General features: G+C 70.2%; 19 protein-coding genes. 7 read left to right on the top strand and 12 right to left on the bottom strand.

Annotated elements, in window-relative coordinates; translation table 11 throughout:
* Positions 1–6: 6 nt before the first annotated feature.
* Complete coding sequence (locus GPA03_RS15980; protein WP_241681340.1) at positions 7–1332, bottom strand: multidrug effflux MFS transporter; 1326 nt, start codon at positions 1330–1332, stop codon at positions 7–9.
* 119 nt (positions 1333–1451) lie between these two features.
* On the opposite strand from GPA03_RS15980, the gene GPA03_RS15985 reads away from it, so the two are divergent.
* From GPA03_RS15985 to GPA03_RS15995, 3 genes are all read left to right on the top strand, one after another.
* Entirely contained in the window at positions 1452–2279 is an 828-nt protein-coding gene (locus GPA03_RS15985; protein ID WP_156253035.1) for a pyruvate, water dikinase regulatory protein, read from the top strand.
* A 148-nt stretch (positions 2280–2427) separates the two neighbouring features.
* Entirely contained in the window at positions 2428–5073 is a 2646-nt protein-coding gene (gene ppdK / locus GPA03_RS15990) for a pyruvate, phosphate dikinase (RefSeq protein ID WP_156253036.1), read from the top strand.
* 19 nt (positions 5074–5092) lie between these two features.
* Complete coding sequence (locus GPA03_RS15995) at positions 5093–5773, top strand: uridine kinase family protein (protein ID WP_156253037.1); 681 nt, start codon at positions 5093–5095, stop codon at positions 5771–5773.
* Positions 5774–5855: 82 nt separating this feature from the next.
* On the opposite strand, the gene arfA is transcribed toward GPA03_RS15995, so the two are convergent.
* The 3 genes from arfA to GPA03_RS16010 form a co-directional block, all read right to left on the bottom strand.
* On the bottom strand, positions 5856–7364 hold the full coding sequence (arfA, locus tag GPA03_RS16000) for an arabinosylfuranosidase ArfA (protein ID WP_156253038.1): 1509 nt from the start codon (positions 7362–7364) through the stop codon (positions 5856–5858).
* 99 nt (positions 7365–7463) lie between these two features.
* The gene (locus GPA03_RS16005; protein WP_156253039.1) at positions 7464–8717 is read right to left on the bottom strand and encodes a glycoside hydrolase family 27 protein; all 1254 of its coding nucleotides are present in this window, start codon (positions 8715–8717) and stop codon (positions 7464–7466) included.
* Positions 8714–9718, bottom strand: a complete 1005-nt coding sequence (locus GPA03_RS16010; protein WP_156253040.1) for a zinc-dependent alcohol dehydrogenase — start codon at positions 9716–9718, stop codon at positions 8714–8716. The genes GPA03_RS16005 and GPA03_RS16010 overlap by 4 nt, the downstream gene beginning before the upstream one ends.
* 79 nt (positions 9719–9797) lie before the next feature.
* Between GPA03_RS16010 and GPA03_RS16015 the strand changes: the two genes are divergently transcribed.
* Complete coding sequence (locus GPA03_RS16015; protein WP_156253041.1) at positions 9798–10406, top strand: TIGR03086 family metal-binding protein; 609 nt, start codon at positions 9798–9800, stop codon at positions 10404–10406.
* Here GPA03_RS16015 and GPA03_RS16020 read toward each other — a convergent pair.
* Entirely contained in the window at positions 10384–11022 is a 639-nt protein-coding gene (locus tag GPA03_RS16020; RefSeq protein ID WP_241681341.1) for a TetR/AcrR family transcriptional regulator, read from the bottom strand. The two genes, GPA03_RS16015 and GPA03_RS16020, sit on opposite strands and share 23 nt — an antisense overlap.
* A gap of 168 nt (positions 11023–11190) precedes the next feature.
* Between GPA03_RS16020 and GPA03_RS16025 the strand changes: the two genes are divergently transcribed.
* Entirely contained in the window at positions 11191–13968 is a 2778-nt protein-coding gene (locus tag GPA03_RS16025) for an alpha-L-rhamnosidase (protein ID WP_156253042.1), read from the top strand.
* A gap of 3 nt (positions 13969–13971) precedes the next feature.
* On the opposite strand, the gene GPA03_RS16030 is transcribed toward GPA03_RS16025, so the two are convergent.
* A complete protein-coding gene (locus GPA03_RS16030) occupies positions 13972–14919 on the bottom strand; it encodes a sugar-binding transcriptional regulator (RefSeq protein ID WP_156253043.1) in 948 nt (315 codons plus the stop codon).
* Between the two features lie 145 nt (positions 14920–15064).
* Here GPA03_RS16030 and GPA03_RS16035 point away from each other — a divergent pair, with 145 nt between their 5' ends.
* Positions 15065–17281, top strand: coding sequence for a glycoside hydrolase family 5 protein (locus GPA03_RS16035; protein WP_156253044.1), 2217 nt, complete (start codon positions 15065–15067; stop codon positions 17279–17281).
* Entirely contained in the window at positions 17278–19668 is a 2391-nt protein-coding gene (locus tag GPA03_RS16040; RefSeq protein ID WP_162458398.1) for a glycoside hydrolase family 95 protein, read from the top strand. Before GPA03_RS16035 ends, GPA03_RS16040 begins: the two co-directional genes overlap by 4 nt.
* Positions 19669–19816: 148 nt before the next feature.
* Here GPA03_RS16040 and GPA03_RS16045 read toward each other — a convergent pair whose 3' ends face one another.
* From GPA03_RS16045 to GPA03_RS16070, 6 genes are all read right to left on the bottom strand, one after another.
* Positions 19817–20653 carry a carbohydrate ABC transporter permease gene (locus GPA03_RS16045; RefSeq protein WP_156253046.1) on the bottom strand — a complete coding sequence of 279 codons (837 nt, stop codon included), beginning with the start codon at positions 20651–20653 and terminating at the stop codon, positions 19817–19819.
* Positions 20650–21549 (bottom strand): carbohydrate ABC transporter permease, encoded by a 900-nt coding sequence (locus GPA03_RS16050; RefSeq protein WP_156253047.1) that lies wholly within the window; start codon positions 21547–21549, stop codon positions 20650–20652. The genes GPA03_RS16045 and GPA03_RS16050 overlap by 4 nt, the downstream gene beginning before the upstream one ends.
* Positions 21550–21625: 76 nt before the next feature.
* Entirely contained in the window at positions 21626–22933 is a 1308-nt protein-coding gene (locus GPA03_RS16055; RefSeq protein WP_156253048.1) for an ABC transporter substrate-binding protein, read from the bottom strand.
* 143 nt (positions 22934–23076) lie between these two features.
* Positions 23077–23880, bottom strand: coding sequence for an SDR family NAD(P)-dependent oxidoreductase (locus GPA03_RS16060; protein WP_156253049.1), 804 nt, complete (start codon positions 23878–23880; stop codon positions 23077–23079).
* On the bottom strand, positions 23877–24866 hold the full coding sequence (locus GPA03_RS16065; RefSeq protein ID WP_156253050.1) for a sugar phosphate isomerase/epimerase family protein: 990 nt from the start codon (positions 24864–24866) through the stop codon (positions 23877–23879). The genes GPA03_RS16060 and GPA03_RS16065 overlap by 4 nt, the downstream gene beginning before the upstream one ends.
* Positions 24866–26338, bottom strand: coding sequence for an FGGY family carbohydrate kinase (locus GPA03_RS16070; protein ID WP_156253237.1), 1473 nt, complete (start codon positions 26336–26338; stop codon positions 24866–24868). Before GPA03_RS16070 ends, GPA03_RS16065 begins: the two co-directional genes overlap by 1 nt.
* Between the last annotated feature and the right edge of the window lie 21 nt (positions 26339–26359).

A 26359-nucleotide genomic window follows, 5' to 3' on the forward strand; every position in this document is an offset into this window, starting at 1 on the left:
AGCGAGTCAGGCACCCTCGACGGCGAGGGCACGAACGCCGTCGACGGGCGCGTCCTGGACGGTCGAGTCGGCACGTGCCTCACGGGCCCATCCCCGTGACACGACCAGCAGCAGCCCGGCGGCCACGAGGATCGTCCCGCTCATGACCGCCGCCATGGTGAGGGCAGTGACCTCGCCGAACAGCCCGGTCACCGGCGCGATCGCCGCACCCACACCGAACTGCGAGGCGCCGAGGAGCGCCGCTGCGCTGCCCGCCTGGTGGGCGTTCCGTTCGAGCGCGATGGCCGGCACGGAGGGCATCACGAAGCCGGCGGTGCCGAGCACCAGCACCAGTGCGGCGACGAGCGGGCCGATGCCGGCGATCGTCCTGCCGACCGTCGCCGCCACCACCACGAGCACCAGCGACAGCACGACGCCGGCGGGCACCACCATGGACAGGATCCGCTCGGGTGTCACCCTGCCGGCGAGCGCACCGTTGATCTGCGACCCGGCGGTCACGGCGATGGCGCCCGCGCCGAAGATCAGCGCGAACTGCTGCGCGGTCAGGCCGAAGCCCTCCTGGAACACGAAGGTCGATGTCGACACGTAGGTGAACATCGCGGCCATGTAGAACCCGGCCAGCAGTGCGAGAGCCACGAACGAGCGGTCCCGGAGCAACGATCCGTACGAGGCGAGCGCCGGGCGAAGACCGCCCGAGCGGCGGTACTGCGCGGGCAACGACTCCTGCAGGAACAGCACCACCAGGGCCAGCAGCGCAGCTCCGACCGCTGCGAGCACGAAGAACATCGCGCGCCAGTCGCCGAACCGCAGGATCTGGGCGCCCAGGGTCGGGGCCAGGATCGGCGCGACACCCACGATCAGCATCAGCCGGGCGATGACCTTGGCCACCCGCGGACCCGAGAACCGGTCGCGCACGATGGCCATCGACATCACCATGCCCGCGGCGGCCGCGAACCCCTGGATCCCGCGCAGGGCGGCGAGCGCGGCGATCGAGGTGGCGAACGCGATCGCGAGCGACGTCGCCGCGTAGAGGGCGAACGCCGCGATCAGCGGCCGGCGGCGCCCCAGCGCGTCTGAGAGCGAGCCGATGACCAGCTGCCCGAGCGCCAGCCCGATCAACGTGGTGGTCATGGTCAGCTGCACGCTCGCCCTGGAGGTGCCGAGCTCGGTCGCGATCTCGGGGAACGCGGCAAGGTAGAGGTCGATGGTCAGCGGCCCCACGGCGGTGAGCGCCGACAGCAGCAGAACCAGACCGGCCGGGATCCGGCCGCTGAAGGAGGGCTGGACTCGAACGGGCGGGCCCGCTGACGTGGCAGGCTCAGGAGTTCCCATGGCGATCGCAACGCCGACCCGGTACCGCCTCATTCCCCGCCTGGTGAGGATCTCAGCCGGTGGACGCGCGTGGGCAGGTTCCACCGCCGGGCGGCGGGCGCGAGTGGCAGGATCGAGCTGTGGCTGAGCGCATCGAGATCCACGTCGTCGCGGACTCGACGGGCGACACCGCGGCGCGGGTCGCGCGCGCGGCGCGAGCGCAGTACGCCGATCGCGAGATCCGCATCGTGCGACACCCTCGGATCCTGTCCGAGTCGATGCTGCGGGCCGTGATCGAGCCGCTCGCCGGCCGGTCCAGCACCGTGGTGGTGTTCTCGACCCTGGTCGACGAGCACATCCGTTCGCTTCTCGCCCAGCTCTGCGCAGAGGTCCGCCTGGCGCACGCCGACCTGCTCGATCCCGCGGTCACGGCGCTGCAGCAGGCGATCGGCGCGGCACCCTCACGCACGGTGGCATCCGTCGGGGTCGGAGAGGACTACTTCAAGCGCATCCAGGCGATGGAGTTCGCCATCGCGAACGACGACGGCAAGCTCACCCATCCCCTGTCCGCCGCCGACATCGTGCTGGTCGGCGTCTCGCGGACCGGCAAGACGCCGCTCTCGATGTACCTGGGGTACCTCGGCTACAAGACGACGAACATCCCGCTCGTGCCTGGGCTGCCCGCTCCGCGCGCGCTCTTCGAGGTGGACCGGTGGAAGATCGTCGGGCTGACGATCGATCCGCAACGGCTGCACGACATCAGACGCCGACGCGTCCACAGCATGGGCGTCGGCCAGGGCAAGGACGGATACGCCGAGCTCGCCAAGATCTACGACGAGCTGGACGAGGTCGGAGCCGTGCAACGCCGTCTCGGCTGCCCGGTCATCGACACGACCGCCGTCGCTCTCGAGGAGGCTGCCCTCCGCGTCATCGAGGTCGTGGAGCAGCGGCGGGACGCGCTCGCCTGATCCGAGACTGTGGGGTTGTTCACGGTGGATCGATTCGGTGGCGACGCCCGACGACCGCGCGGTGGCCAGCCGCGCACGGCACCGCTACTGTGCCCGCACATGCCGACACCTCGCCCGGTGAGGGTCGTGTCCCGATGGAGTGAGACCGATGACGCAGCAGCGCTACCTGTACGACCTCGCCGACGGAGACGCTTCGATGAAGGCTCTCCTCGGCGGCAAGGGTGCAGGCGTCGCGCAGATGATGCGCCTGGGTGTCCCCGTCCCGGACGGGTTCACGGTGACCACCGCGGCCTGCGTGGACACGATGTCCAACGACGGCGACTGGCCGGCCGGGTTGTGGGAGGAGACCCTCGCCGCGCTCGCCCGCCTGGAGGAGCGCACCGGGCGCGGCTTGGGCGACCCGCAGCGGCCGCTGCTGGTCTCGGTGCGGTCCGGCGCCGTGGTCTCGATGCCCGGGATGATGGACACGATCCTCAACCTCGGCATCGGCGACGCGACCGTGGATGCCCTCGGCCGGGAGGCCGGGGACCCGAGGTTCGCGTGGGACTCCTACCGCCGGTTCCTGCAGATGTACGGCGAGGTCGTCGAGGGCGTGCCGGCCCACCTGTACGAGGACGCGCTGACCGCCCTCAAGCGCAGCCGCGGCGCCGCGTCCGACACCGATCTGTCCACCGATGACCTGCGCGAGCTGGTCGGGACGTTCAAGGCGGTCAGCCGCAGCCACATCGGCGCGGACCTGCCCACCGACCCCACGGAAGCTCTCCACCGGGCCATCGACGCCGTCTTCAGGTCCTGGCTGAATCCCCGCGCCGGCGTCTACCGGCGCGCCAACGGCATCCCCGACAGCCTGGGCACCGCCGTCAACGTCATGCAGATGGTGTTCGGCAACCGCGGCGACACCTCCGCGACCGGCGTCTGCTTCACCCGCAACCCCGCCACGGGCGCCAAGGAGCTGTACGGGGAGTTCCTGCTCAACGCTCAGGGTGAGGACGTGGTGGCCGGCATCCGCACGCCGCGGCCGCTCGCCGAGATGGAGCAGCTGCTGCCGGAGGCCTACCGGCAGCTGATCGAGGTGATGGGCACGCTCGAGTCGTACTACCGGGACATGCAGGACATCGAGTTCACGGTCGAGGACGAGCAGCTGTACCTGCTGCAGACCCGGGGCGGCAAGCGCACCGCCGCGGCCGCGCTGAAGGTGGTGCGTGACCTCGTCGAGGAAGGCGTCCTCACCCGTGAGGAAGCGATCGACCGCATCGAGCCGGGGCAGCTCGACCAGCTCCTGCACCCCGCGCTCGGCGCGCACGGCCAGACCCCGGTCACGCGCGGGCTCGCCGCCTCCCCGGGTGCCGCGGTCGGTGAGGTCGTCTTCGACTCGCTGGTGGCCGAGCGGCGCGGCAAGGCCGGCGACGCCGTCGTGCTGGTCCGGTGGGAGACCACCCCGGACGACATCGCCGGCACGCTCGTGGCCCAGGGCGTGCTGACCGCGCACGGCGGCATGACCTCGCACGCCGCGGTGGTCGCACGCGGCATGGGCAAGCCCTGTGTTGCAGGCGCCTCCGAGATCGACATCGACGTCGAGGGCAAGACGCTCACGATCGGTGACCTCACGCTGACCGAGGGCGATCTCATCACCCTCGACGGCTCCACCGGCGAGGTCTTCGCCGGCGCGCTCGAGCTGGTCGCTCCGCAGATCAACGACGACTTCGCCACCGTGGTCGGTTGGGCCGACGAGATCCGCCGCCTCGGCGTGCGCGCCAACGCCGACAACGGCCCCGACGCTGCCAAGGCCCGGGAGTTCGGCGCCGAGGGCATCGGGTTGTGCCGCACCGAGCACATGTTCATGGAGGCCGACCGGCTCCCTGCTGTCCGCACGATGATCCTGGCGAGCGACGATGCCGAGCGTGCCGCCGCTCTGGCGGAGATCCTGCCGATGCAGCAGGCGGACTTCGAGGCGATCCTCGAGGCGATGAGCGGGCTGCCGGTCACGATCCGGCTGCTCGACCCGCCGCTCCACGAGTTCCTGCCGAGCCTGGTGGACCAGGCGCTCGAGGTGCAGCGGCTCGAGCTCGGCGCGGACACGCACCCGACCGATCTGCGGCACGCTCGCGCCTTGCTGGCCCAGATCAAGAAGCTCACCGAGCAGAACCCGATGCTCGGCACCCGCGGTGTCCGGCTCGCGCTGCTCTATCCCGAGATCCCCCAGATGCAGGTGCGTGCAATCGCCCGGGCAGCCCTCGCCGTCGCCGACCGGGGCGGAGACCCGCAGGTCGAGATCATGGTGCCGCTCGTCGCGTACGCCGAAGAGCTGCGGCGGATGCGCGCGATCATCACCGAGACGCTCGCGCAGGAGCTCGCCAGCGTCGGCAGGTCGCTCGACATCCCGATCGGCACGATGATCGAGCTGCCGAGAGCCGCCGTCGTGGCCGATCAGATCGCCGCGTACGCCGACTTCTTCTCGTTCGGTACCAACGACCTCACCCAGACCGGCATCGGCATCTCGCGCGACGACGCCGAGGGCGCGTTCCTGTCGACCTACATCGAGGGCGACCTCGTGCCCACCAACCCGTTCTCGTCGATCGACGTCGACGGGATCGGCGGCCTCGTCGGCATCGGCGCCGAGCGCGGTCGCAGCACCAAACCCGACCTCAAGCTCGGCGTCTGCGGCGAGCACGGCGGCGACCCGGCCTCGATCGCGCTGTTCGAGAAGCTCGGCCTCACCTACGTCTCGTGCTCCCCCTACCGCGTCCCGATCGCGCGGTTCGCGGCCGCGCAGGCGGCGCTCGCCGCCCGCTGACGGGCCTGATAATGGACGGATGTCCGCCGCTGAGACCCCCGACCTCACCGACGGGGTTCCCGACGGCGAACCCGGGCTCTTCGAGATCCCTGCAGGGTCACGCAAGCTCGCCCACCGGGTCGTGCTGCTCACGGGGCCCTCGGGCTCGGGCAAGTCGTCGCTGAGCCGCCGGCTGGGCGTTCCCACGATCGCGCTCGACGACTTCTACCACGACATCGATCACCCCGGGATGCCGCAGCGGTACGGCAGCGTCGACTGGGACAGCCCGCTCTCGTGGGACCACGCGGGGGCGCTCGCGGCGCTGCTGCACCTGTGCCGCGAGGGTGAGACAGAGCTGCCGGTCTACGACATCCCGACCTCCCGCCGCACCGGCGACACCCGGCTGGTCATCGATCGCGACGACCCGATCATCGTCGCCGAGGGCATCTTCGCGGCCGAGCTCGTCGCGGACCTGCGCAGCGAGGACGTGCTCGCCGACGCGATCTGTCTCGTGCGACCGCGCGTGAGCACGTTCTGGTTCCGCCTGCTCCGGGACTTCGGCGAGAGCCGCAAGCCCCCGGTGACGTTGCTGCGCCGCGGCAGCGCCCTGCTCCGGGCCGAGCCCACGCTGGTCCGCGGCTGGGTCGAGAAGGGCGCTCGCCCGCTCTCGCCCGCAGCCGCGGAGGCGGCGATCGGCGCACTCGCCTCCGGCCGCCCCTGACCCTCGATTTCAACGCACTCTCGACCGATACGCGATTTCAACGCACTTTCGACATGGTCGACAGTGCGTTGAAATCGGTGTCTCAGGCGAGGCGCAGGACGCTCCAGGAGATGGGCGGGAGGGTCACGGTGAGCTCACCCTCGGCCAGCGCCGCGGTCTCGTTCGCGACCGGGAGCACCGAGGAGTCGTCGTCAGCGGTGGCGGCCCAGGTGTGGTCGTCACTGGTGTAGGTGAGCGCCTCCACGAGACCGAGCTCCCCCAGAGCTGGCGCTGACACCGTGAGCTCGAGCGGACCCTCGGTGCTGCGGTTGACGGCGAACACCGACACCGCACCCGTCTCGGGGTCGCGCGTGGCCACGGCGTCGAGCGAGGTGACCTCACCGAACTTCGCGGTGGCGTGCGTCGGCGAGTCGAGCGCCACCTGGAGCACCTCACCCTGCGCGTGCTTCGCGGTGAGCGAGAACGGGTGGAACGTGGTCTGCTTCCACACCCGCCCGCCCGGCTCGGTCATGATCGGCGCGATCACGTTGACGAGCTGGGCGAGGCTCGCCGAGTGCACGCGGTCGGTGTGCCGCAGCAGCGAGATCAGCAGCGAGCCGACCACCACGGCGTCGGCCACGTTGTACTTGTCCTCGAGGATCCGCGGCGCGACCGGCCACTCGTCACCCTTCGCGAGGTCGGTGGCCACGCGGTCCTGGTACCAGACGTTCCACTCGTCGAAGGAGATGTTGATGTGCTTGCTGTGCTTGCCGGCGGCGCGCACGTAGTCGGCGGCAGCCGCGACCGAGGAGATGAAGTGGTCCATGTCGACGGCGGACGCCAGGAAGCTGGCGAGGTCGCCGTCCTTCTCCTGGTAGTAGGCGTGCGCCGAGATCAGGTCGACGTTCTCGTAGGTCTCGGCGAGCACGGTCGCCTCCCACGACCCGAAGGTCGGCATGCTCGAGTTCGACGACCCGCACACCACGAGCTCGAGATCGGGGTCGACCATCCGCATGGCGTTCGCTGTCTCGTTCGCGAGCCGCGCGTACTCCTCGGCGGTCTTGTGCCCGATCTGCCAGGGCCCGTCCATCTCGTTGCCGAGGCACCACATGCCGATGCGGTACGGCTCCTCGCGGCCGTTTTCGCGGCGCAGGTCCGCGAAATGCGTGCCGGTCACGACGTTCGTGTACTCGAGGATGTCGAGCGCCTCCTGCACGCCACGGGTGCCGAGGTTGACAGCCATCATCGGCTCGATGCCGGCCTTCTCGCACCACCGCATGAACTCGTCCACCCCCACGGTGTTCGGGTCGGTCGAGTGCCACGCGAGGTCCAGCCGCCGCGGCCGCTCCTCGACCGGGCCCACGCCGTCCTCCCACCGGTAGCCGGAGACGAAGTTGCCGCCCGGGTACCGCACGGTCCCGACGCCGAGCTCCTTGACGAGGTCGATGACGTCCTGGCGGAAGCCGTCGGCGTCAGCGGTGGGGTGCTCCGGGTCGTGGATGCCGGTGTACACACAGCGGCCGAGGTGCTCGACGAACGAACCGAAGGTCCGCCGCCGGACCGGCCCGACGACGAAGGCGGGGTCAAGGGTGATGCTGGCGGTTGCAGCCATGTCTTCCATTCTCCAAGTGTGGTCGGTCGAACGCGGGCCTGGTGTCGGTTGTTTGGGTCGAGCGCGGGGATGCTGTCGCTCTCACGCCGAGAACGGCGGCTACCGCGCGCTCGGCGGGTCGAGGCGCAGCAGCCGCACCCCGTGGGCGGGGATCTCCAGGGTGTCGAGGCTGGTCTGCTCCCCGGTCCAGACGTCGACGGCGGAGGGCGCCTGGGGCACGCCGTCGAGCGTGGGCAGGCTCAGCGTGGTGGCGGACTCACCCAACCAGAAGGCCCCGATCCAGGTGGCCCCGGTCTCGGCGTCACGGGCCCGCCAGAGGCGCGCATCGCCGTCGGAGTAGATCTCCGCGTTGTCGGTCGAGTGGGACAGGATCCGCAGCACGTGCGGGTTGGTGAGCAGCGCGAAGGTGGCCTCGTCGGTCTCGGGCAGGTGGCCACCCATCATGAGCGGCGAGCGGCCCAGCACCCACAGGCTCATGAGGGTGCGCTGCTCGTCGGGCGTGAGGCGGGAGTCTCGCGGCTCACCACGCTCGGCGCGGATACCGATGCGGCCGAGCGGCAGCATGTCCGCATCGGCCCAGCCGCCGGGCTGCTGCAGCGGAGCCCAGCGGGCCAGCCGGCCGAACTGCTCGACGACGTCCTCCCACCGGTCCCACAGGTCGTCCGAGATGCGCCACATGACCGCGTTCTCGCGCAGGTGGTCCAGGTGAGCCACGTCCAGACCGGTCCCCGGTGACAGGCTGAGCGCGATGTCGCGGCCGCTGCGGCGGATCGCCTCGGCGTAGGCCGCGATCTCACGGTCGTGGTACGGCGCGAGCATGTCGTCGGCCTTGATGAAGTCCACACCCCAGGAGGCGAACGTGGCGACCTGGCTGTCGTAGTAGGCCTGCGCACCCGGGTGGTCGTGGTTCAGGCCGTAGTTGTCGGGGTTCCACGGGCAGGTCGAGGACGTGTCCGCGATGTCGCGCGCGGTGTACTCGGTCCCCTTCACCTGGAGGGCCTGCTCGACGGCGATCTTCGGGATCCCCCGCATGATGTGAAGGCCGAAGCGGAGGCCGAGGTCGTGCACGCGGGCAGCGAGCGAGGTGAAGCCCGAGCCGTCGTTGCTCGACGGGAAGCGGTTCGGTGCCGGCTGATGGATCCCGAAGGCGTCCAGCAGCAGCGGCGCGTCGTCGTTGTAGCCGTGCGACCGCGCCGTGGGGTCGTACCACTGGATGTCGACCACCACGGTGTCCCACCCGAAGGGGAGCAGGCGCCTGGCCATCACCTCGGCGTTGGCCATCACCTCGTCCTCGGTGACGGTGGTGCCGAAGCAGTCCCAGGAGTTCCAGCCGAGCGGCGGTGCCCCGGTCATGAGAGACCGATCACGGTCTTGAGACCGGTGCGTGCGGTCGCGCGGGCGAAGCCGCCCGCGACGTCATCGAGCGGCACGCGCTCGGTGACGATCGAGCGCACGTCGATCAGTCCCTGCTCGACCAGCCGGATGCTGCGGGGGTACATCTCCTTCATACGACGCACCATCGCGAAGGTCAGGCCCTTGCGACGGGCGACGTGTGCGGGGAAGGAGGAGCGCTCGCCGTCGGGGATCCCGGCGAGCACCACGCGGCCACCGGGACGCACCGCTGTGACGGCCGCCTCGACCGCGTCATCGTTGCCGGCGATCTCGAGCACGACGTCCGCGCCGAGGCCGAGCTGCTTCCAGGTAGCGGGCTCGGCCGCCTCGTCGGTGTCGAAGACCGGGTCCGCGCCGTACCGCGCCGCTGCCTCGCGGCGGTGCGCCAGAGGCTCGACGGCGACCACCCGCCCTGCGCCGGCAGCCTTGGCGAGCTGGATCGCGAGCAGCCCGATCGGACCGCACCCGACCACCGCGACCGCGTCGCCGACGCGGCTGTGCGCGAGGTCCCAAGCATGGAGCGCGACGCCGAGGGGCTCGAGCATCGCGCCGTCGGGCCCGGTCATGCCCTCGGGGAGCGGGTGCAGCAGGTGGGTGGGCCAGGCGATCAGCTCGGCCATGCCGCCGTCGAGCGTGCTGTGGCCGGCGAAGAGGATGTGGGTGCAGAGGTTGCGGTGGCCGAGCTCGCACATCTCGCAGCGACCGCACGGGATCGCGGGGTCGACCGCCACCGGGACGCCGTCGAGGTCACCCGAGGCCCCGATGCCGGCGAACTCGTGGCCCGGGATGGTGGGTCGCGTCAGGGTCGCGTCACCGATGCCGCCCTCGCCGAACCAGTGCAGGTCGGAACCGCACAGCCCGACGTCGGTCACCCGGACCAGGGTGTGCCCTTCGGGGACCTCAGGGTCCGGAGCCTCCTCGAGACGGATATCTCCTACCCCGTGCAGCATCGCCACTCGCATGCATCGATGTTAGCGTTCACATCGAGACCTGTCACCTGGTCGAGAAACGCGGCCACGACAGTCTGCAAGACTGTCGGCGATGGATCGACGAGGACTCCTCCGGGAAGCACTGCTGGACGCTGACGCGGTGGTGCGCGGCGTCGGCACCGACGACTTCACGCGACCGACGCCGTGCGAGGCCTGGACGCTCGAGCAACTGCTCGCTCACATGATCGGCCAGCAGGACGGTTTCACCGCCGCGCTCACCGACGGCGATGCCCCAGCCTCCGCGTACCAGCCGGTGCCCTTCACGCAGGATGTGTGGGCGGCGTCGGTCGATCGCCTGCTGGCGGCATTCGCCGAGGCGGACCTGGCGGCCGAGGTCATCGAGATCGAGTTCTCGCCGAAGCCGCTGCCCGTGCCTGTGCTCGTCGGCGCACAGCTGCTCGACGCCGCGGTGCACGCGTGGGATGTGGCTCGCTCGCTGGGCTGCGACTACACGCCGTCGGAGGAGGTGGTCGCCGCGGTCGCGGAGATCGCCCGCCCGATCACCGATGACGAACGTCGCGCAGCCGCAGGGTTCTTCGGGCCGGCCGTGCACGCCAGCCGCGGCGAGACCTGGCCCGCGGTGCTCGCGCACCTCGGGCGCGATCACGCGTGGCAGCCGCGGGCCGCCGCACGGCAGGTCACGGCTCGACCGGCCGGGTGAGGATGCGGCTGAGGTAGTCGACGAGCTCGTCGGCCATGTCGATGCTGCTCCGGTCGAACAGCCACTGCACCTGCAGGCCGTCCCAGATCGCGATCATCCGGGCTGCCGCGCGCGCAGGGTCGACGCCGTCCCTCAGGTACCCGTCGGCACGCACCCGTTCCAGCGCGCGCCCGATCTGGTCACGCAGACGTTCGTAGCGGGCCACGAAGAAGTCGTGGGCGGGGTGGTCGGGGGCTGTGGCCTCCGCGGCGAGCACGCAGTAGAGCTCGACGACGCCCGGCTCCTTGGTGTTGAGGCGCGCCAGGTCCAGCAGCCCGCGCAGCATCTGCATGCCATCGTGCGCCTCGTGGTCGACGATCCGGCTCGCGCGTTCGTCGCGGTGCTCGAGCACGGCCTCGAGGAGCGAGATCTTGCTGGGGAAGTGGTGCAGCAGCCCGGCCTCGCTCATCTCGACGCGGCTGGCGATCTCGCGCAACGACCCGCTGCGGTAGCCCGACTCCGCGAACACCTCGAGGGCAGCATCGAGGATCCGGCGTCGTACCTCACGGGTCTTGCGGTACGGCCCGCGTGGCTTGCCGGCCTTGATGCCGGCCTCCGGCGTCATCCTTGCCGCCACCCACAGCTCACCCCTGCCATTGTGCCCGTTCGGGGTCGTCCATGAAATCCGAACCGCGACGGGGTTTTTGTTCGCTTGTCGGCACGAATCCTTTCGACCCGGCGCTCGACACCAGGCCTCGGATGCGGTTGAATCGATAAACACGCCCTCCACCTCAAGGACGAGACTGTGCCTGCACACATCGACACGCTCAGCGCCGAGCTGCGCACCGACTCCCCGTTCGTCGCCACCGCGACGCCCCGGCTCTCGTGGACCGTCACCAGCGAGCAGCCTTGGATCCAGGCCTGGGCCGAGTTCCGGGCCGGGGACCAGACCATCAGGCTGGAGGGCCGCGACAGCGTCCTCGTCGACTGGCCGTTCACCCCGCTCGACCCGGGCGGGAGCACGCAGGTGAGCGTCCGCGCCGGCTCCACCGACGGCGCCGAGACCGCCTGGAGCGAGCCGCTGCCGGTCCGCGCCGGCTTCCTGGGCGAGGGCGGCTGGGTCGCCGAGCCGGTGCGCCTGGGCAGCCCACCCGACCGCGCGCGCCCCGCACTGCTGCGCACCGAGTTCGACGCCGCGGACGTCGTGAGCGCCACCCTGTACTGGACCGCGCTCGGGGTCGCCGAGATCGCGATCAACGGTCGGCCGATCGACGACGACGTGCTCTCGCCCGGCTGGTCGGCCTACGACCAGCGGCTCGTGCACGAGACCGTCGACGTGACCGAGCTGGTGCGTGAGGGCGCGAACGCCGTCGCCGCCGAGATCGGGGGCGGGTGGTACACCGAGCTCTGGGGCTTCCGGGAGAACGCAGCAGAGGTCTACGGCGGCCAGCCGGCGCTGGCGCTGCAGCTGCACCTGGTGCACGCCGACGGCTCCACCAGCATCGTCGCGACCGACGAGACCTGGCGGGCGCTACCCAGCCCGACCCTCGCGAGCAGCCTCTACCAGGGCGAGTCCTACGACGGTCGCGCCGCCGTGCCCGAGTGGCAGCAGCCCGGCTTCGACGACACGGGCTGGGCCGCCGTCGAGAAGGCCGATGACAACCTCCTCACGCCCGAGGCACGGGTGTCGCCCCCGATCAGGCGGACCGAGGAGCTCGCGGTCGTCGAGGTCATCAGCACGCCGTCGGGAAAGACGGTCCTCGACTTCGGTCAGAACCTCGTGGGTCGGCTGCGGCTCACGGCACGCGGGGAGGCCGGCACCACGATCACCCTCAAGCACGCCGAGGTGCTTGAGCACGGAGAGCTCGGCACCCGACCGCTGCGATCCGCGGCAGCCACCGACACCTGGGTGCTGGCGGGCGAGGGCGAGGAGACCTGGGAGCCGCGCTTCACCTTCCACGGCTTCCGCTACGCGCAGGTCGATGGCTGGCCGGGTGAGCTCGACCCGGCCGACGTCGTCGCCGTCGTCATCCACAACGACATGGATCGCACGGGAACCTTCAGCACCAGCCATGAGCTGCTGCAGCAGCTCCATGAGAACGTGGTGTGGGGCATGCGTGGCAACTTCCTCGCCGTGCCCACTGACTGCCCGCAGCGCGACGAGCGGCTCGGTTGGACAGGTGACATCGAGGTGTTCGCACCCACGGCGAGCTCGCTCTACGACGTGCGCGGGTTCCTGACCAGCTGGCTGCGGGACCTGGCGCTGGAGCAGTCGGCCGCGGATGGCGTGGTGCCGTTCGTGGTACCGAACGTGCTACAGCTGAGCGGACGCGTGACCCCGGCCGCCGCGTGGAGCGACGCCGCGACGATCGTGCCGTGGACCCTATACGAGCGGTACGGCGACGTGGGCGTGCTGCGCGAGGCGTACCCGTCGATGAAGAGCTGGGTCGACGTGCTGCTCGAGATCTCCGACGGCACCGGGCGCTGGGAGGGCGGCTTCCAGTTCGGCGACTGGCTCGACCCGGCGGCGCCTCCGGACCGCCCGGCCGAGGCTACGACCTCGCCGGACGTGGTCGCTGGCGGGTACCTGGCGCTGTCGGCGCGGGTTCTTGCCGACACCGCAGCGGTGCTCGGGCACGCCGACGACGAGGCGACCTACCGGGCGGCGGCCGAGTCCGCACGCGAGGCGTGGTGCCGTGAGTACGTGACGCCAGCGGGTCGGATGATGTCGGACGGCCAGACCGCGTACGCGATGGCGATCGCGTTCGACCTGGTGACCGACGCGGGCATGCGGCAGCGGCTCGGCGACCGGCTTGCCGACCTCGTGCGCGAGGACGGCTACCGGATCGGCACCGGGTTCGTCGGGACGCCGATCGTCTGCGACGCGCTGACGGCGACCGGCCACCTCGACGCTGCGAGGCGACTGCTCACGCAGACCGAGAACCCGTCCTGGTTGTACCCGGTGACGATGGGGGCCACCACGATCTGGGAGCGCTGGGACTCGATGCTCCCGGACGGCACGATCAACCCCGGCCAGATGACGTCCTTCAACCACTACGCGCTCGGCGCTGTCGCTGACTGGATGCACCGTGTGGTGGCCGGGCTGGCGCCGCTGGAGCCCGGCTACCGGAGCATGCGGATCGGCAGCCGGCCGCTCGTGGGCATCGACTCCGCCGCCGCCTCGCTGGCCACGCCGTACGGGCTCGCCCGGGTCGGTTGGCAGCGCGACGGCGACCGGATCACCGTGACCGCGCAGGTGCCCGCGAACACGACGGCGCAGGTGGACCTCCCCGGCATCCCCGCCGCCGAGGTCACCTCGGGCGAGCACAGCTGGGTGATCGCAGCGCCCGAGGAGCCGGTGAACTCGCGGCCGCTCACGGTCGACTCGCCGAGCGCAGCGATCATCGACGACCCCGAGGCCTACGCCCTGGTGGCCGAGACGATCGCCAGGGTCACGCCGTCGAACCTCGACGCCTTCCACCGCACCCGGTGGAGCGAGCGGGCGAGCCTGCGCGACCGCGTGCGGTACGCCTCGAACGAGCTGGTCGACGAGCTGAACCGCGCGCTGGCGACGCTCACCTGAGGCTCAGGCGAGCAGCGACCGCGCGGTGCTCGAGTCGGTGACGAGCACGTCGATCCAGCCGCCGCGCGCGGCCGCACGGATGGCCTCGACCTTGCGCTCGCCACCGGCGACGCCGATCTTGCGCGGTACGGCGCGGAGCGTCGTCGCATCGATGCCGAGCACACGGTGGTGCAGATCGCTGTCGACCAGCTGACCGTCGGCGTCGAAGAAGTTGAGGCACACGTCGCCGACAGCACCGAGGGCTGCGAGCGCATCCAGGTCACGTTGCGGCAGCGCGTTGCCCGAGGAGACGAGCAGCGGGGAGGGCTGCACGCTGCCGATGCCGACGAGCACGACGCTGAGGTCGGACCATGCTGCGACGACGTCGGAGACATAGGGGTCGGCGAGCAGCGCGTCACGTACCTGCTCGGTGGCGACGACGCCGGGAGCCGGGAAGTACATCGCCTCGCCGCCGGTCACCTGCGCGAGACGGTCCGCGAGCCGGGTGGCCTGCACCTGCACCGAGGCGGCACCCACCCCGCCGAGGATCTGCACGACCTTCTCCGCGCCACGGCTCGGGCGCGGTGCCATCGCCTCGACGACGGCGAGCAGCGAGGCCGACCACGAGGACAGGCCCACGCGCTCGGTCGGCATCAGCGTGCTCTGCAGGTAGGCGGCACCAGCGGCGCCGATCGCAGCCAGCGAGCTGGACTCGTCAGTGGCCGAGACTCCCGCCACCACCACGTCGGTCAGCCCGAGCGCGCCGCGGACCTCTTCCTCGAGGTCGGCGAACGAGCCGGGCGGGGCCACGACCACGGTCCGGACGATGCCGAGCGAGACGGCCTCCTTCAGCAGGCGCGACACCCGCGACTGCGAGACGTGAAGCCGCTCAGCGATCTCCGGCTGGCGCAAGCCCTGCTCGTGGTACATCCGCGCGACCTTGACGAGCATCGACAACCGGTCCTCGGGCATGGAGCGAGACTATCTGCATCGTGGACCGCGCTTGTCGCAGCGCCGCACGGCCGCCCAGCGCTGTGGCACCCCGGCACGAGCACCCGTGCTCTCACGATGGGGACCCAGTTTCACGCAAACGTTTTTCCAGGTACGGTGAGCGAGTATGAGCGATCGCGCCGCTTCCAGCGCCGGAAGCATCCCCCTCGTCCCCTTCGTCATCGATCACCACGAGCGGGTGGCATCGCCCGCGCACCTCTCCTTCCTGCTCGACCGCCCTGCGGGCCGCGACGGCTTCGTGCGTGTCCACGACGGTCATCTCGTCAAGCCCGACGGCGAGCGGCTACGGATCTGGGGGGTCAACCTCACCGGATGGACCGCCGGATCCACGCTGCTCCCGCCGAAGCACGAGGCACCGATCTGGGCGGACGCGCTCGCGCGGTTCGGCATCAACTGCGTGCGGTTCCACTTCCTCGACCTGGAGACCCACGACCCCGAGGCGGCAGCGGAGCCCGAGGGCGCGTCGCGTCGGCGCCCCGCCGGCCTGATCGACCGGAGCCAGAACCACACGCAGACGCTCGACCCCGAGCAGCTGGACCTGCTGGACTTCTTCGTCGCCGAGCTGAAGCAACGCGGCATCTACACCAACCTCAACCTGAACGTCGGGCGTACGTACAAGGAGGGTGACGACGTCCCCGACTGGGACGCCGTCCGCATCTGGAAGGGCATGACGTTCGTCGGCGAACGGCTCATCGAGCTCCAGCGCGACTACGCACGCGACCTGCTGACCCACTACAACCCCTACACGCAGTCCGAGTACCGGAACGAGCCGGCGGTGGCGATCGTCGAGATCGTCAACGAGAACTCCCTGTACGAGTTCTGGCTGCGCAACTGGCTCCGGGGCGAGCGGACGACCGACTCCCCCGACCTCCAGCTGGACTTCACACCGTTCTACGCCGCCCAGCTGGACCGCATGTACCAGGAGTGGCTCGGCGAGAACCGCTCGGCCGAGCAGCTCGCCGAGCTGCGCGCCCTCACCGGCACCGCTGACGGCGAGCCGATCCCACGGCTACGGCTCGAGGAGTTCGCCGAGGCGCCCACGGAGCAGTTCCATGCCGAGGGTGAGTTCTACGGAGCGGTCGAACGAGACTTCTTCGTCGGGATGAGGGACTACCTGGTCGACGAGCTCGGCGTCGAGTCGCTCGTCGTGGGCTGCGCCGACCACACCTACTGGATACCCAACCAGCCGATCCTGCAGGGCCCCTCGCAGCTCGACGTCGTCGACGGGCACGTCTACTGGCAGCATCCGGCGATCTGGGGCGCCCGCAACACCCCGATGGTGAACGACCCGCTCAGCTCGACCATCGTCAAGCTCAGCCGCTCACCCATGGCGGGCAAGCCGTTCACGGTGAGCGAGGTCAACCACCCCAACCCGAACTCCTACGCCAGCGAGATGATCCCGATCCTCGCTGCCTATGCCGCGTTCCAGGACTGGGACGGCATCTTCTTCTACACCTTCGAGCCCAAGGCGCTCGGCGACCACCAGCGCTACGTGGCCGACAACTTCGACATCACGCTCGACCCGGTGAAGATGATCCAGATGGCTGCGGGCGCGCTGATCTTCTCGCGCCCGGACGTGCAGCCGGCCCGGCAGATCGTGTCGCGCTCCTACTCGACCGAGCAGGTCCTCGAGACGATCCGGATGCCGGAGTCGGCGCGGCCCTACTTCACCCCGGGGTTCCCGGTCTCCACGGCACTGCGGCACGGTCTTCGTATCGAGTCGCTCGACGGCGAGCCGACGCCGGAGTTCGCGCCCGAGCAGGCGGCGCCGTACGAGAGCGACACCGGTGAGCTCGCGTGGCACGTCTCGCCCGAGCACGGCGGCCTGGTCACGATCGACACCGACCGGACGCAGGCACTGGTCGGGTTCGTGCGAGCCCACGGCCGTACTACGCGGCACCTGGCCGCGGACGTCGCCAACGAGTTCTGCGCGATCACGCTGAGCTCGCTGGACGCCGAGCCGATCGCCCGTAGCGAGACCCTGCTGCTGACGGCGTGCTCGCGTATCGAGAACACCGGCACCCGGTGGAACGCGCGCGGCACGTTGTGGGAGACGTGGGGTGAGGGCCCCACGCTGATCGAACCGGTCACGGGTTGGCTGGTGCTCACCGACCTCCAGGGACCTGTCGACGTGCAGGTGGTCCCGCTCGACGGCTCCGACCGCCCGATCGGCGAGCCGATCCATGGCCGTCGCCTCGAGATCGGCTGGGAGATCCCTCTGGGCGACCACCCGACGACGCAGTACGTGATCCACCTGGTCCGCTCGGCCGAGCAGGCCGAGCGCCTCCTCGAGGGCGGGAAGCGATGGGAGTTCTTCGGATGACACGCACGCCAGAGGACCGCGAGCTCATGCTCTGGTACCCCCGGCCCGCGACGCGCTGGCAGGAGTCGCTGCTGCTGGGCAACGGGCGCCTCGGCGCCAGCGTGTGGGGCGGCATCGAGCGCGAGGTCATCAACCTCAACGAGGACACTCTCTGGACCGGCGAGCCGAGCTATGTGCCCAACCCGAAGGCGCTCCCGGCGCTGCCCGAGGTCCGCCGCCTGCTGCTGGCTGGCGAGTACGCGGCGGCCCAGACGCTCGCCGCCGACGCGCTCGGCGGTGGCGGAAGCGGCATCTACATGCCGCTGGGCGACCTCACCATCGACCTTCCGTCCTCTCCGGACAGCGTCAGCGACTACCGCCGTGAGCTCGATCTGAGCTCGGCCACGTCACGGGTCACCTTCGTGCACGACGGCGTGCGCCACCAGCGCGAGGTCTTCGTCTCGCACCCGGGTCAGTGCCTGGTCGTCCGCATCAGCGCCGACCGCCCTGGTGCGGTCTCGTTGGCCGCCTCGCTGTCGAGCCAGCTCCGTTCCGAGGCGAGTGTCGACGGCGGGGTGTCACGCCTGTACGGCCGGGCACCGATCGACGCGTTCGGCTACACCGGCCAGGTCCGCCCACCGATCTACGACGAGGGCCCCGACCCCGCCGGCATGAGGTGGGAGGCGCAGCTGGCGGCCACCGGCGAGGGCGGTGTGGTGCGTCTCGACGGGACCACGGTGGTGGCCGAGGCGTGCGACTCGGTGACGCTGACCGTGGTCGCCCGCACCAGCTACAACGGCCCGCACACCAGCCCGAGCCGCGCGGGTCGAGACGAGACCGCGCTGTGCCGTGAGGACCTGAGCGCCGTCGTGGGCCAGAGCCCCGATGCCCTCCGGGCCGCACACGTCGCGGACCACCAGGAGCTGTTCGGCCGGATCTCGCTCGACCTCGGTCACAGCGAGGCGGCGGAAGCGCTGGCCACCGACGAACGGGTTCGGCGGTATGTCGCGGGCAGCGACGCCGACCCGGGCCTGGCACCGCTGTACTACCAGTTCGGGCGCTACCTGCTGATCGCCAGCTCCCGCCCCGGGAGCCAGCCGTCCAACCTCCAGGGCATCTGGAACACCTCGGTCAACCCGGCCTGGGGATCGAACTGGACGATCAATTGCAACGCCCAGATCAACTACTGGGCGGCCGAGGCCACCAACCTGGCCGAGTGCCACGAGCCGCTGCTCGAGCTGACGCGCGAGCTGAGCGAGAACGGCGCGCTGGTGGCGAAAGACCACTACGGCGCCCGGGGGTGGGTCTCGCACCAGGGCACCGACCTCTGGCGCTACGCCGGCCCGGTCGGCAGCAACCCGCAGTGGTCGAACTTCGTGGCCAGCAACGCGTGGCTCTCGCAGCACCTGTGGGAGCACTACGCGTTCTCGAACGACGTCGAGGCGCTGCGCAGCGCCTGGCCCACGATCCGCGGCGCGGCGGCCTTTCACCTCGACATGCTCGTCGAGGAGCCGCGGCGCGGCTGGCTCGTCACGGCCCCCGACATCAACTTCGAGAACATCTGGGTCGCTGCTGACGGCAGCACCGGCTCGCTCGCGATGGGCACGACGCCCACCACCCAGATGGTGCGCGAGCTGTTCACCAACGCCATCACCGCCGCGCGCCTCCTGGACTGCGATGCCGAGCTCCGCGCCGAGCTGGAGGCGGCGCTGCCACGGCTCGCCCCGATGCAGATCAGCCCGACGACCGGGCAGCTCCAGGAGTACCTCGAGGACTGGGGTCGCACGATGAAGGCGGAGGTGCTCTCGAGCTGGGGTGCTGTCTGCAGCGCGCAGATCCACCCCCGCCGCACCCCTGAGCTGGCCGCCGGGCTGCGCAAGATCTTCGACACCGAGCGCTGGTGGGAGGAGAAGGACGACCCGCTCAAGGGCCCCTGTCTCGGCAGCTGGGAAGGTGCCTTCCAGGCAGGCTCTTACGCGCGCCTGGGCGACGGCGACGCAGCGCTCACGATCCTGGATCTGCACCTCGAGAAGGCCGTCCAGCCCAACCTGGGCTCTCAGTTCATCGGGCACGCCCCTGACAACCCGATGTTCCAGGTCGACGGCAACCACGGCCAGGTCAGCGCCGTCAACGAGATGCTCCTGCAGAGCCACGTGCGGGAGGCTGACGCCTTCGAGATCGACCTGCTTCCCGCGCTGCCCCGCCAGTGGCCCACCGGTGCGGTCCGTGGCCTGCGTGCTCGTGGCGGCTTCGAGGTCGACCTCTCCTGGCAGGAGGGCCTGCTCACGTCCGTCCGCCTCCGCTCGGTCGGCGGCACGGCCGCCCGGGTCCGCTACCGCGACCGCACCCTCGACCTCGAGATGGCCCCGGGCGAGGAGAGGGAGCTCGACCGCGACCTCGGCACCTGAGCACCCTCGCCGTCGAGCGTTGCGGAAGTGACTTCGTGGCCGATTCCGCAACGGCCACGGGCCAGGACTGTTGCGGAAGTGACATCCTGGGCGATCCCGCAACGCCCGCAGGGCAGGACCGTTGCGGACGTTCCTGGGTGTCGCTGGATCAGCCCTTGACTGCCCCGCTGGTCATGCCTGCGACGATCTGGCGGTTGAAGAAGATGTACATCACCAGCGGGGGGATCGTGATCAGCAGGATGTCCATGAACAGCAGGTTCCACTGGTTGAGGGTCTGGCTCTGGAAGTTGTAGAGCGTCAGCTGCACCGTGGCGTTCTCGTCACCCGGCAGGAAGTACAACGGCCCGGTGAAGTCGTTGAACACGGCGACCGCCTGCACCACGACCACGGTGATGATCACCGGTCGCAGCAAGGGGGCGACCACGCCGAAGAAGATGCGAAGCGGTCCAGCGCCGTCGATCGTCGCCGCCTCGTCGAGCTCCTTGGGGATCGTGGAGACGAACGCCCGGAAGAGCAGCACGCAGAAGGACAGCCCGAAGGTCGCCTGGATGAAGATCAGGCCCGGGATCGTCGCGAACAGCCCCAGCGTCTGCAGCACCCAGATGGTCGGGACCACCGCGGGTGGGACGATCAGGCCCGCCAGCACGAGGAAGTTCACCACCGGGTTCCACCGGGACCGCCGCCGCTGCAGCACGTAACCGACCATCGCCGCGAAGACGACCATGAGCACGACGCTGAGAACGGTGATGACCGTGCTGTTGATGAAGGCCCGCACGATCAGACCGTTCCGGATCGTCAGCACCTCGGTGAGGTTCTCCACCAGTGCCCACTCGGTGGGCAGCGTGAACCCGAACAGGGCGGCCTCGGCCGCGGTCTTGCTCGCCGTCAGGAAGATGAACGCGAACGGGACGATGAAGATGATCACCGACAGCACGATCGAGATCGACCCGACCACGATGCCACGGATCTTGGCGCGCCGCCTCATCGCTCGACCTCCCGCCGGTTCAGGAAGTACGACACAGGGACGACGATCGCCGTGACCACGATGAACAGCACCACGTTGCCTGCCGTCGACAGGCCGTAGAAGCCCGCCTGGTACTGCTTGTAGATGACCGACGCGATGACGTCGCTGGTGAAGCCGGGACCGCCGCGGGTGGTCGCCCAGATCAGGTCGAAGGACCGGAGACCACCGATGAGCGAGAGGAGCACGACCGTGGCGGTGGCGGGGCGGACGAGCGGCAGCGTGATGTGCCAGAAGTTCTTCCAGCCGCCCGCGCCGTCGACCTTGGCGGCCTCGTAGTACTCCTGCGGGATGGCCGCCAGGCCGGCGATGTAGATGAGGGTGGCGATACCGACGCCCTTCCAGACGTCGATCAGCGCCACCGAGTACAACGCCCACTGCGGATCGGTCAGCCAGGCCGGGCCGGTGATCCCGATCGCCTCCAACGAGGAGTTGATCAGACCGTCGAACGGGTCCATCAGCACCTTGAAGGTGATGCCCACGCCGATCGCCGAGACCAGCACGGGGAAGAAGACGACCGAGCGCAGGTAGCCGCGGGCCATCAGCTGGCCCGTGAGCAGCAGCGCGAGCGCCAGTCCGAAGACCACCTTCAGGCCCGAGGTGACGAAGCCGTAGATGAAGGTGTTGGTGAAGCCGGTGCGGAGCTGCGGCTCGCTGAAGAAGGTGATGAAGTTCTGCAGACCCGTGAACTCGACATCCTGCAACGACCAGCGTGTGAACGCGAAGTAGAACGACGCGAAGGTAGGGATCGCGAACAGCACGACGTACAGGACACCGGCGGGGATGTAGAACCACGTCGGGTACATGCTCTTCACGGAGCGCCGCGTCGGCTGCGGCTTAGTGGCGACGGCCTGGGCCATGCTCACCTGCTTCCTGGGTACGGAGGGTCGGGTTCACCGCCCGCCCCGCGTGCCGGACGCGGAGCGGGCGGTCACCTCACCAGCCCTCGAGACCGAGCTGCTGCGCCTGCTTGATGACGTCCTCGTCGTAGAGGGCAGCGCCTTCCTCAGCGGTCGAGATGCCCGAACCGACCTGGACGGTGATGTTCTCCAGGTTGGGCCCCTTGATCGGCGAGACGAACTCGAGCGCGGGATTGGCCAAGCCGTCGTCCACCCAGGTCTGCAGATCCTGCGTGGCCTGCGGGACGTCACTGGGCAGCTCGCACAGGCTCGTGGCGAACGGCCCGGCCGGCACGTTCAGCTCGACCTGCAGCCGACAGCCCTCGGGTGAGTTGACGAACTCGACCAGCAGCTTCGCGGCCTCGAGCTCCTCGCCCTCGGTCGTGCTGGGGATGTACACGGCGTTCGGGAGCCAGATCGTCGCCCGCGTGTCCTCGGCGTCCTGTGCAGGCAGCGGGAAGAACCCGACGTCGCCGATGTTGTCCGGGTAGTTCTGGGCGATCGTCGAGACGCCACCGCTGAGGATCGGGTAGTGCGCACCCTCGCCGGTCGAGACCATCCGCAGGCCGTCGTCGAACAGGGCGGAGGCGAAGTCCTCGTTGAAGTAGTCGCCCTCGTAGGCCTCCTGCTGGTTGATGAAGCTCTGCAGGGCAGGCTGCTCGACGTACTTGCGGTTGCCCGCCGTGTACTCGGTCGCCCAGTCCTCGTCCTGTGCCGTGACGTTGCCGAAGTCGCCGAGCACGAACAGCTGGCTGGTCCAGGTGTCACCGTAGGTCTGGATGATGGCGGTCTTGCCGGCTTCCTTGATCGCGTCGTTGTTCGACATGAACTCGTCCCACGACGTCGGCACCTCCAGCCCGAGCTCCTCGTAGATGGGGATGTTGTAGAGGATGCCGCCGGCCTGCGAGGTTCCGTTCGGCGCGCCGTACAGGCCGTTCTCGGTGGAGACCACCGGCACGAACGGCTCGATCAGCGTGCTCGCCCACTCCTCGTCTCCGAGCGGGACCAGGTTCTGGTCGGGGTTGATCGCCTGGAGCAGCGAGCCCGTGTTGTAGGTGAAGACATCTTCCATCTCACCGGTGGCGAGCTTCGTCTTGACGAGGTTGTCGCCCTCGGTGCCGCCGGGCTGGGAGTTGAGCGTGACCGTGATCTCGGGGTGCTCCTCGTTGAAGGCCTCGATCAGTGCCTCGCCCCAGGCCGGGCCGGTGCCGCCGGTCTGGACCAGCAACGTGATCTCCACGTTCTCGTCGCCGTTTCCGCCGCCACCCCCTGAGCACGCCACGAGCGCCACGGCCGCCGCCGCTGCCATGGTGCCGCCGAGCAGCCGTCGCTTGTGAACCGACATTCCCTGACCTCCTCGTCATGGACCTGGCAGCACGCCATCGGCCGCCTTGAAACGTTCCAAACCTTAGGTCTGAACTGCGAGTCGCGTCAAGGTTTTCGCCGTCACGATCCCGTAACGGCATCGGCGTGCGAGCGCGGCGGCGCTCAGCTCATGAACATGCCGCCATCGACGTTGATCGCCTGGCCGGTGATGTAGCTACCCGCGTCGGAGGCCAGGAACAGCAGCAGGTTGGCCACGTCGGCCACGGCGGCGGGCCGCTTCAGCGGGATGTCCGCGATCCACTCCGCGATCAGCTCTCCTGGCCGGTAGTCGCCGAGCCGGCGCCCCCACTCGCTGTCGTTGTAGGCCCACATCTCGGTCTCGACGATGCCCGGGCAGTAGCAGTTCACACGGATGCCGTCGGGCGCCAGCTCCTTCGCCAGCGACTGCGACATCCCGATCACGCCCATCTTCGAGGCCGCGTAGTGCGGCGTGTAGATGAAGCCCTGGCGGCCCTGCCCCGAGCTCGCGTTCAGCACGCTGCCACCCCCGGCAGCGCGCAGCAGCGGCACCGCCTCCCGGGTCGCGGCGAACGCGGCCGTCGTGTTGACGGCCAGCACCCGGGCGAAGTCCGCCGTGCTGAGGTTCTCGATCTCGGAGATCGTGATGATGCCCGCGTTGTTGACCAGCACGTCGAGCGCACCCCAGCGCTCGCGCACCCCCGCGAACACCGCCTTCACCTCGGCGTCGTCAGTGAGATCGACGACGGCGGCGCTCGCCTCGAGCCCCTGACTCACCAGCTCCGTGGCCGCCTCGGCGACGCCCGGGTCGCGGTCGAGCAGCAGCACGGCGGCACCGCACGAGGCGAACGCCTGCGCGATGCCGAGACCGATGCCCCGCGCCGCGCCCGTCACCACCACCCGCCTGCCGGCGAAGTGCCCGGCGAAGATCGCGGAGCCGGCGCTCATGAGTCCGAGCCGTAGCCCTTGAACAGGGCGCGCTGCACGAGGGCGAGCGCACCGAGGGCGTCGTGGCGCTCCTGCGCTGCACGCACGCCCTCGACGTCGAGCTCGTCGAGGCCGCGCTCGACCGCCTTGAGGAAGTCGATCGCGTGATCGGCAGCGGCCACCGAGTCCTCGCGGAACGGGAACTGGTCGAGCTGCCAGACACCCTCCCAGCTGTTCTTGCGCAGCGTGTAGAAGAACTCGAACAGCTCGATCGGGTGCACGGTGCCCGCGACCATGTCGTCGTCCCAGCCGCGCATGTTGTCGTTGACGTCCATGCCGAACAGGCGGCCGTAGTCGATCGCGAGCTGGGCCGAGTCGGCGGGCGACTCGCCGCCGAAGAGCGCGTGCCCGAAGTCGAGCAGGATGCCCACGTTCGGCAGCCCGATCTTCTCGATGCCGAGCAGCGTGCGGGAGACCGAGTCGAAGCTCATGTGCACGCGAGGCTCACGCGGCTTGTACTCGATGACGAACTTCAGGTCGGGGTTCTCGGAGGCGAGCTGCCCGACGCCGTCGAGCGATGCCTTCCAGAGGGCGCCGTGGTCCACCTGGAACGGGTAGTCCCAGCCATCCTGCCCCGGCCACAGCTTCACGTAGTCGGCCCCGAACGCACGCACCACGTCGGCAGCCTCGGTGACCAGCTCGTGGGTCAGCCGGCGCACACCGGGGTCGGGGTTGGTGAAGGAACCCTTCATGAAGGTCCGCGTGTAGATCTCGGGCGTGATGCCGATGACCTCGAGGCCGGCCTTCTGGAGGGACTCGGCGACCTGCTCGTTGCTGAACTCGCCGCCCCAGAACGGGTAGTTGAGGTCGACGACCGACAGGTCGCGCACGGTGCCGGCGAGCGCGATCGCGTCGAGGATCGTCATCGGGTCGCCGTACCCGTCGGTGGCGTACCGGTCGACGTAGGTGGCGAAGTGCCAGATCCCTGCTCCGTAGCGCTGTGCCATCACTGCTCTCCTTCGTCTCGTGCCTGGGTGGTTCGTGCGAGCCTGACGGCGTGGCGCCAGGCTGCGCGGGAAGCGGTGGTCCGTGCAGGGTCGCCCGCGGGTGCGAACACGCTCGCACGCGGGTCTCGCGAGAACGGCAGGCCCGCGGCAACGGCCGCCAGCTCGGCGGCCCCGAGAGCCGACAACGCAGACGCGGCGGGCCGCACCACGTCACGACGGGAGGTGTCGGCCTGCAGCTGCATGAGGGTGTCGTCGCCGGCGGGCGCGCCGTCGGCTCGCACCACTCCGATCGGTGCTCCGGCGTCGGCGGCGGCGAGCACGTCCTCGACCTGGTGCACGATCGACTCGACACCCGCGCGCGCGAGCACGGCCGCGTCCGTGCCGAGGTCGAACCCGTGCAGCACGGCCCGCGCACCGGCGTCCCAGTACGGCGCGCCCAGACCCGCGACGGCCGGCACGAGCACCACGCCGTGCTCCACCGGTGCCGTCCGGGCCAGCGCGGTCAGCTCCGCGACCTCGCGGCCGAGCAGCCGCGACAGCCACGCCATGGTGGCGCCCGTCGACAGGATGTTGCCCTCGATCGCGCGCTGCGGAGCGCCGCCCCCGACCTGCCAGGCGATCGTGCCGACCAGCCCGGCGGGGACCACGCCGTCGTTCGACAACCCCATCACCGAGGAACCGGTGCCGTAGGTCACCTTGACCTCTCCCGGGTTGCGCACGCCGTGCCCGTACAGGGCGGCGTGGGAGTCGCCGAGGACGGCGTGGAAGCGCAGCCCGTGCAGGTCCGCCGCAGGCTTGCTGACCTCATCGGAGGCCCGCACCTGCGGCAGCACGGCCTCGGGGATGCCGAAGAGGTCGAGCAGCTCGGGCGACCAGGCCCCGGTGCCGATGTCGAGGAGCTGGGTGCGCGAGGCGTTCCCGGTCTCGATCCGATGCTCGCCCGTGAGGGCGAACAGGAGCCAGGAGTCGACCGTGCCGACAGCGAGCTCGCCCCGCCGTGAGCGGCTGCGATCCGGGTCGACCTGGTCGAGCAGCCACGCGATCTTGACCGCGGAGAACATCGGGTCCAGCGGCAGCCCGGTGATCGCACGCACGCGCTCCGCCTGCGGAGCCGCCACCGCGGCCACCGCGTCACTGGTACGCCGGTCCTGCCAGCCCAGCATCGGTCCGACCGGTCGGCCGGTGGCGCGGTCCCACACGAGCGCGGACTCACGCTGGCTGCTCAGCCCGAGCGCGACGACCCGGTCCTCGAGCCCGGCGCTCGCGCGCCGCACCGCGGCCCGGACGCTGTCGAGGATCTCGACGGCGTCCTGCTCCACCCAGCCCGGCCGCGGGTGCTGCTGCCCGATCGCGACGCCGGCCTCGTTGACGACCCGGCCGGCGGCGTCGACGCACGCGACCTTGGTGGAGCTCGTGCCCTGGTCGATCGCGACGACCAACGGGCCGCCCGCCTCCTGCGCCGATCTGTTCATCGCCACCCCCACAGCTCCGGG

It is taken from the genome of Pseudactinotalea terrae, from assembly GCF_009733845.1.
Lineage (GTDB): Bacteria > Actinomycetota > Actinomycetes > Actinomycetales > Beutenbergiaceae > Pseudactinotalea > Pseudactinotalea terrae.